Here is a 7,885-nt window from a genome sequence, read left to right on the forward strand (position 1 = left end):
ATTATACTTTGGTCTATGACAAAATAAACTGATATTCGACGAGGAAGACACTGCGTTTTCCTGATGCATGTTCACTTGGTATTCGTCGCCAAATATCGACGACAGATATTTGATCTTGATGCCATCGAAAAGCTACGCAGCTACTTTGCCAGCGTATGCGCTGATTTTGATGTTGAACTGGTTGAAATGGACGGCGAATGCGACTATGTGCATTTGCTGATCAATTATCCGCTAAAACTGGCAATATCAAAAATATGTCACATCAGGTAGAGCTGAATATCGGGAGCGATCTGCAGCGAATCCGCATTAACAGCACGCTGGTTGGCGAGGTGATTGGTTTGATTTTGTATCTGCCGTCGCTGGTGCTGTAAGAAAAAAGGGCTGACCGAAAAAGAGGGTCAACCTCTACACGAGTTCCGTGAACGCCGCACCATCATTACGGGCTGACCATCAGCCCCTACAGATCTTGTGGGAATCGACCGCTTTTCTGGTCGACCCATAACCGCAACAATTATCTGGGCTTCAACAACATATACACGCTGATAGCGAAGAACGCCGCGCTTGGCAGCAGTGCGCCGAAGATTGGCGGGATGTTATACACCAAGCTCAGCGGGCCGAAAATCTGGTCCAGCACGTAGAATAGGAAGCCGAAGCTTATCCCGGTTACCACGCGCATCCCCATCGACACGCTTCGCAGCGATCCAAAGATAAACGACAGCGCCATCAGCATCATCACCGCCACCGACAGCGGCTGGAAGATTTTACTCCACATATTCAGCTGGTAGCGCCCGGACATCTGACCGCTCTGCTTCAGATATTTTGAGTAGTTATACAGGCCGGTAATAGACAGCGCCGCCGGGTCCAAGGCCACCACGCCCAGCTTGTCCGGTGTCAGCGTGGTTTTCCACTCGCCGGTCAGCGTCTGGCTGCCTCTCACCTGCTGCGGGTCAGTCAGGTCTGATTCATCGACCTGCGCCAGCGCCCACGCTCTTTTATTCGCATCGTACTTCGCCGATGCCGCGTAGCGCACCGATTGCAGGCGGCGCTCTTTGTTAAAGCTGTAGATGCTGATGCCCGCCAGCTGGTTGTCGTCGCGAATACGTTCGATAAAGATAAAGTTATTCCCGTCCTTCGCCCACAGCCCGCTCTGCGTGGAGAGCAGCGAACCGCCCACTAGCTGCTGCGCACGGTAGTTACGCGCCATCTGCTCGCCCTGTGGGGCGACAAACTCACCAATCGCCATGGTCAGCAGCACCAGCGGGATCGCGGTTTTCATCACCGAGGCGGCAATCTGCATGCGGGTAAAGCCGGATGCCTGCATCACCACCAGCTCGCTGCGCTGTGCCAGCGTTCCGAGGCCCAGCAGTGCCCCCAGCAGCGCCGCCATTGGGAAGAAGATCTCAATATCTTTCGGCACACTGAGGATTGTGTACAGCCCGGCACCGAGCGCGGTGTAGTCACCCTGCCCGGTTTTACGCAGCTGATCGACAAACTTAATGATGCCGGAGAGCGACACCAGTATGCACAGCGTCGCCATGATGGTGTTGAAAATCGTTTTACCGATATATCTGTCAAGAACGCCAAACATCAGACCGATCCTCCGCGAGTAAAGCGTGCGCGCAGGCGGCGCATCGGTACGGTATCCCAAGCGTTCAGCAGTATCGCCAGCCCAAGATAAGCTAGGTTAACCACCCACATCCAGATCGCCGGGTCAAGGCACCCTTTGCCGCCGCTGGCGCGTAACGAGCTCTGCAACAGGAAAAAAATCAGGTACAGCAGCATGGCAGGCAGCATCGACAGCACGCGGCCCTGGCGTGGGTTGACCACGCTGAGCGGCACTACCATCAGCGCCATCACCAGCACCGAGAACACCAGCGTCAGACGCCAGTGCTGCTCGCTGCGGAAATCGGGTTTATCGGACCGCCACAGGGCTTTCATATCCATCTGTTCGGAATCATTTGGATCCAGAATCGCTTCCTTGTGGCCGACAATCGCCTGATAATTTTTGAAATCGGTAATGCGGAAGTCGTGCAACAGCGCGATGCCCTCGAAACGCGTGCCGCTATCCAGCGTCACCACCTGCGAACCATCGGCACGCTGCGACATATGTCCATGATCGGCCACCACCACGGACGGGCGGGCATTGCCCTTCGGGCGCATCTGCGCCAAGAACACGTTGTCAAAGGTGTTGCCTTTAGTGTTCTCGATAAACAGTACCGACTGGCCATCGCCCGACTGCTGAAACTGCCCGGCCGCGAGTGCAGCCGCACCCGGGTTGACTTTTGCATTCTGTATAACTTCGCTTTGATAGCGCGAGGACCACGGCCCAAGGAACCCGACGTTAACCGCTGCCAGCAGCGCGGTAAACAGCATCAGGATCATCGCCGCCTTCACCAGCACGCTCTTGCCTAAACCACAGGCGTGCATCACCGTGATTTCGCTCTCGGTGTATAACCGGCCAAGCATCATCAAAATGGCTAAAAACAGGCTTAACGGCAGGATTAGTTGCGCCATTTCCGGCACGCCAAGGCCCAATAATGTGAGTACTAAATTTGTTGGAATCTCGCCATCCACCGCGGCTCCCAAAATCCTGAATAACTTCTGGCAAAAGAAGATCAGCAGCAGGATGAACAGGATAGCCAACTGGCTTTTGAGCGTTTCCCGAACCAGATATCTAATGATGATCACGCTGAGTACGCCTGTGAAAACTTGTTTTTTTGCAGAAAAATCGCTAGTTTCATCGCTTACACGCCATTTTTTCTATCAATGACCCAAGTCATAGCTAAAATAGTATGACAACTATCACGTTCTGGTGATGCAAAAAAACTTATTATCACCAGAACTCAATCTGACAGCGACATATTGCACTAGAGCTATACGGTACGAAAGCGGTCCATTCTAGCCGGAGCAAGCGTCGTTGTCTTTAAGTTCAGGAGAGTGCATGGAGTTCAGTGTAAAAAGCGGTAGCCCGGAAAAACAGCGCAGTGCCTGTATTGTAGTAGGCGTGTTTGAACCGCGCCGCTTGTCACCGATTGCTGAACAGCTCGATAAGATCAGCGATGGCTACATCAGTGCCCTGCTGCGCCGTGGTGAACTGGAAGGGAAAATCGGTCAGACGCTTCTGCTGCATCATGTGCCGAACATTCTCTCTGAGCGCATCCTTTTGATCGGCTGCGGCAAAGAACGTGAGCTGGACGAGCGCCACTACAAGCAGGTTATTCAGAAAACAATTAACACCCTGAATGATACCGGTTCGATGGAAGCCGTCTGTTTTCTGACCGAGCTGCACGTGAAAGGTCGCAATCCTTACTGGAAAGTGCGTCAGGCGGTGGAAACCTCCAAAGAGACGCTGTATAGCTTCGACCAGCTGAAAAGCAACAAGGTCGAGCCGCGCCGTCCGCTGCGTAAAATGGTGTTCAACGTGCCAACGCGCCGTGAGCTGACCAGCGGCGAGCGTGCTATCCAGCACGGCCTAGCCGTTGCGGCGGGCGTGAAGGCAGCGAAAGATCTCGGCAATATGCCGCCAAACATCTGTAATGCCGCGTACTTGGCCTCGCAGGCGAGCCAGCTGGCGGACGCGTGGAGCAATATCACCACCCGCGTCATCGGCGAACAGCAAATGAAAGAGCTGGGCATGAACGCCTATCTCGCCGTCGGTGCCGAATCGCAGAACGAATCGCTGATGTCGGTGATTGAGTACAAAGGCAACCTAGATGCGGATGCGCGCCCGATTGTGCTGGTCGGTAAAGGCGTCACCTTCGACACCGGCGGGATCTCGCTGAAGCCGGGCGAAGCGATGGACGAGATGAAGTATGACATGTGCGGTGCGGCGTCGGTGTACGGCGTAATGCGCATGGTGGTCGAGCTGGGCCTGCCGCTTAACGTGGTCGGCGTGCTGGCGGGCTGTGAAAACATGCCTGGCAGCCGCGCGTATCGCCCGGGTGACGTGCTGACAACCATGTCCGGCCAGACGGTTGAAGTTTTGAACACCGATGCCGAAGGTCGCTTGGTGCTGTGCGATGCCCTGACCTACGTCGAGCGTTTCAATCCGGACGTGGTGATCGACGTAGCGACCCTGACAGGCGCCTGCGTGATCGCGCTCGGCCACCATATCAGCGGCCTGCTGTCGAACCATAACCCGCTGGCGCACGAGTTGATTGGCGCATCCGAGCAGGCGGGTGACCGCGCATGGCGTCTGCCGATGGACGATGAGTATCAGGAGCAGTTGGACTCCAACTTTGCCGATATGGCGAACATTGGTGGCCGTCCCGGCGGTGCGATTACCGCGGCCTGCTTCTTGGCGCGCTTCACCCGTAAGTACAACTGGGCACACCTCGACGTAGCCGGTACGGCTTGGCGCTCCGGCAAGGCCAAAGGGGCAACAGGTCGTCCGGTCGCCCTGCTGTCGCAGTTCCTGCTCAACCGTGCGGGTCTGAACGGCGACGATTAATCGTTAAGCCTTTGTAGGGGCTAGGCATGCCTAGCCCCTGCGGAAATAACCGAACCCAATTGGCATCATTATGAAAAAAGCAACTTTCTATCTACTGGAAACCGACACCCCGGTTGACGGGCTGAGTGCGCAGGAAGCGCTGGTCTGTGACCTAGCCGAGGCGCGCTGGCGGGAAGGGAAACGCGTGCTGGTTGCCTGCCAAGATGAAGCCCAAGCTACCCGCCTAGATGAAGCCCTGTGGCAGCGTCCAGCCAGCGCCTTTGTGCCGCATAACCTAGCGGGTGAAGGGCCGAAATATGGCGCACCGGTCGAACTGACCTGGCTGCAGCGGCGCGGAAACTCGCCTCGTGACCTGCTGATCAGCCTGCTGCTGCAGTTTGCAGATTTTGCCACAACTTTCTATGAAGTGATAGACTTCGTTCCCTATGAAGCATCCTTGAAACAGCTGGCGCGCGACCGCTACAAAGCGTATCGCAGCGTTGGATTCCACTTGAATACGGCAACCCCCCCCCTTGCCTAAGACATAGCAGAAATGGAAAAGACATATAACCCGCAAGATATCGAGCAGCCGCTCTACGAGCACTGGGAACAACAGGGCTACTCCAAACCGAATGGCGATACCAGCCAAGAAAGCTTCTGCATCATGATCCCGCCGCCGAACGTCACCGGTAGCTTGCATATGGGTCACGCCTTCCAGCAGACCATCATGGACACCATGATCCGCTACCAGCGCATGCAGGGTAAAAACACCCTGTGGCAAGCAGGTACCGATCACGCGGGCATCGCCACGCAAATGGTGGTTGAGCGTAAGATCGCCGTCCAAGAGGGCAAAACCCGTAAAGATTACGGTCGTGATGCGTTCATCGAAAAAATCTGGCAGTGGAAGGCCGAGTCTGGCGGCACCATCACCCGTCAGATGCGCCGTCTAGGCAACTCCGTGGACTGGGAGCACGAGCGCTTCACCATGGATGAAGGCCTGTCGAACGCGGTGAAAGAAGTGTTCGTGCGCCTGCACAAAGAGAACCTAATCTACCGTGGCAAGCGCTTGGTAAACTGGGATCCGAAACTGCGCACCGCAATCTCTGACCTCGAAGTGGAAAACCGCGAGTCGAAAGGCTCGATGTGGCACATCCGCTACCCGCTGGCTGACGGCGTGACAACCGCTGAAGGTAAAGATTACCTAGTGGTTGCCACCACCCGTCCGGAAACCATACTCGGTGATACCGGCGTGGCAGTCAACTCGGAAGATCAGCGCTACAAAGATCTGATCGGCAAATTCCTCGTGCTGCCACTGGTCGGCCGCCGCATTCCGATTGTGGGCGATGAGCATGCCGATATGGAGAAAGGCACTGGCTGCATGAAGATCACCCCGGCACACGACTTCAACGACTACGAAGTGGGCCGTCGTCACAAGTTGCCGATGATCAACATCCTGACCTTCGACGGTGATATCCGCGAAAACGCCCAAGTTTACGACACCAACGGCAAAGAGTCTGACGCTGGAAACCTGACCATTCCGGCAGCGTTCCAAAAACTGGAACGCTTTGCGGCGCGTAAAGCGATTGTCGCGGCGATTGATGCACTCGGCCTGCTAGATGAGATCAAACCGCACGACCTGACCGTACCTTACGGCGACCGTGGCGGCGTGGTGATCGAGCCGATGCTGACCGACCAGTGGTACGTGCGCACTGCTCCACTGGCGAAAGTGGCGGTAGAAGCGGTGGAACAGGGTGATATCCAGTTCGTGCCGAAGCAGTATGAGAACATGTATTTCTCTTGGATGCGTGACATTCAGGACTGGTGCATCTCACGCCAGCTGTGGTGGGGCCACCGTATTCCGGCTTGGTACGATGCCGAAGGCAACGTCTATGTGGCGCGCAGCGAAGAAGAAGCGCGTGCGGAAAACAACATCGCGGCTGACGTGGTGCTTACCCAAGACGAAGACGTGCTCGACACTTGGTTCTCCTCCGGCCTGTGGACCTTCTCCACCCTCGGCTGGCCGGAGAACACCGAAGCGCTGCGCACCTTCCACCCGACCAGCGTGCTGGTCAGCGGCTTCGACATCATCTTCTTCTGGATTGCGCGCATGATCATGCTGACCATGCACTTCATCAAGGACGAAGATGGTAAGCCGCAGGTGCCGTCTAAAACCGTGTACATGACCGGCCTTATCCGCGACGATGAAGGGCAAAAAATGTCCAAATCGAAGGGTAACGTTATCGATCCGCTGGATATGGTTGACGGGATTTCGCTGGAAGACCTGCTGGAAAAACGAATCGGTAACATGATGCAGCCGCAGCTGGCGGAGAAGATCCGCAAGCGCACCGAGAAGCAGTTCCCGAACGGCATTGAGCCGCACGGCACCGATGCCCTGCGCTTTACGTTGGCGGCGCTGGCCTCAACCGGCCGCGACATCAACTGGGATATGAAGCGCTTGGAAGGTTACCGCAACTTCTGTAACAAGCTGTGGAACGCCAGCCGCTTTGTGCTGATTAACACCCAAGAGCACGACTGCGGCTTCAACGGTGGCAAGCTGGAACTTTCGCTGGCAGATCGCTGGATCCTCGCGGAATTCAACGAAACCGTGAAGGCCTACCGCGGCGCACTGGACAGCTACCGCTTCGATATCGCCGCCAACATCCTGTATGAGTTCACTTGGAACCAGTTCTGCGACTGGTATCTGGAGCTGGCTAAGCCAGTGATGAACGGCGGAACTGAAGCCCAGTTGCGCGGCACGCGTAATACGCTGGTGACGGTTCTGGAAGCGCTGCTGCGCCTAGCGCACCCCATCATTCCATTTATTACCGAAACCATCTGGCAACAGGTAAAAGTGCTGAAGGACATCAACGACGACACCATCATGCTGCAGTCGATGCCGGAGTTCAGCGCAAGCCGAGTTGATGCCGTTGCGATGGCCGATACCGAATGGCTGAAGCAGGCTATCGTCGCGGTGCGTAATATTCGCAACGAGATGAAGATCTCCCCGGCTAAGCCGCTGGACATGCTGCTGCGCAGTGCCAGTGCTGACGTGGTGCGTCGCGTTAACGACAACCACAATTTTCTAAAAACCTTGGCGCGCCTCACCACGCTGGAGCTGCTGCCAGCGGGTAAAAAAGGCCCGGTTGCCGTGACCAAGCTGGTTGACGGTGCTGAGCTGCTGATCCCGATGGCGGACTTGGTGGATAAAGCAGCCGAGTTGGAGCGTCTGGCGAAGGAAGTGGCGAAAGTGGAAGTGGAGATGGGAAAAATCACCACTAAGCTGGGCAGCGAAGGATTTGTGGCGCGTGCACCGGAAGCGGTGGTGGCGAAAGAGCGTGAGCGCCTAGCCGATTTCAAACAGGCCAAGAGCAAGCTGATTGAGCAGCAGGCGGTTATCGCCGCGTTGTAATATCAGCAATATCAGCGGGAGGAGCATGCCCCTGAGGGATCCCCAGA

Annotated in this window: 5 protein-coding genes and 2 pseudogenes; 5 read left to right on the top strand and 2 right to left on the bottom strand. The window is 56.1% G+C overall.

Annotated elements, in window-relative coordinates:
• Window positions 1-33: 33 nt before the first annotated feature.
• Both tnpA and BBW68_RS19380 read left to right on the top strand, forming a co-directional pair.
• Window positions 34-255: pseudogene (gene tnpA / locus BBW68_RS02160) on the top strand (IS200/IS605 family transposase); the annotation flags it as partial.
• A pseudogene (locus BBW68_RS19380) lies at window positions 255-371 on the top strand (DUF445 family protein); the annotation flags it as partial. The pseudogenes tnpA and BBW68_RS19380, both read left to right, overlap by 1 nt.
• Before the next feature lie 140 nt (window positions 372-511).
• Here BBW68_RS19380 and lptG read toward each other — a convergent pair.
• Window positions 512-1,588 (bottom strand): LPS export ABC transporter permease LptG, encoded by a 1,077-nt coding sequence (gene lptG, locus BBW68_RS02165; RefSeq protein ID WP_070133814.1) that lies wholly within the window; start codon window positions 1,586-1,588, stop codon window positions 512-514.
• Window positions 1,588-2,688, bottom strand: a complete 1,101-nt coding sequence (gene lptF, locus BBW68_RS02170; RefSeq protein ID WP_070133815.1) for an LPS export ABC transporter permease LptF — start codon at window positions 2,686-2,688, stop codon at window positions 1,588-1,590. The genes lptG and lptF overlap by 1 nt, the downstream gene beginning before the upstream one ends.
• A gap of 253 nt (window positions 2,689-2,941) precedes the next feature.
• Here lptF and pepA point away from each other — a divergent pair, with 253 nt between their 5' ends.
• From pepA to BBW68_RS02185, 3 genes are all read left to right on the top strand, one after another.
• The gene (gene pepA, locus BBW68_RS02175) at window positions 2,942-4,450 is read left to right on the top strand and encodes a leucyl aminopeptidase (RefSeq protein ID WP_070133816.1); all 1,509 of its coding nucleotides are present in this window, start codon (window positions 2,942-2,944) and stop codon (window positions 4,448-4,450) included.
• 70 nt (window positions 4,451-4,520) lie between these two features.
• Entirely contained in the window at window positions 4,521-4,970 is a 450-nt protein-coding gene (locus BBW68_RS02180; protein ID WP_070133817.1) for a DNA polymerase III subunit chi, read from the top strand.
• Between the two features lie 12 nt (window positions 4,971-4,982).
• The gene (locus tag BBW68_RS02185) at window positions 4,983-7,838 is read left to right on the top strand and encodes a valine--tRNA ligase (RefSeq protein ID WP_070133818.1); all 2,856 of its coding nucleotides are present in this window, start codon (window positions 4,983-4,985) and stop codon (window positions 7,836-7,838) included.
• Window positions 7,839-7,885 lie beyond the last annotated feature (47 nt).

This window comes from Candidatus Erwinia dacicola, assembly GCF_001756855.1.
Taxonomy (GTDB): domain Bacteria; phylum Pseudomonadota; class Gammaproteobacteria; order Enterobacterales; family Enterobacteriaceae; genus Erwinia; species Erwinia dacicola.

Excerpts from the sequence above, each read along its gene's own strand:
- pepA (WP_070133816.1), top strand. The coding sequence starts at position 2,942 with ATGGAGTTCAGTGTAAAAAGCGGTAGCCCGGAAAAACAGCGCAGTGCC.
- BBW68_RS02185 (WP_070133818.1), top strand. The coding sequence starts at position 4,983 with ATGGAAAAGACATATAACCCGCAAGATATCGAGCAGCCGCTCTACGAG.
- BBW68_RS02180 (WP_070133817.1), top strand. The coding sequence starts at position 4,521 with ATGAAAAAAGCAACTTTCTATCTACTGGAAACCGACACCCCGGTTGAC.
- lptG (WP_070133814.1), bottom strand. The coding sequence starts at position 1,588 with ATGTTTGGCGTTCTTGACAGATATATCGGTAAAACGATTTTCAACACC.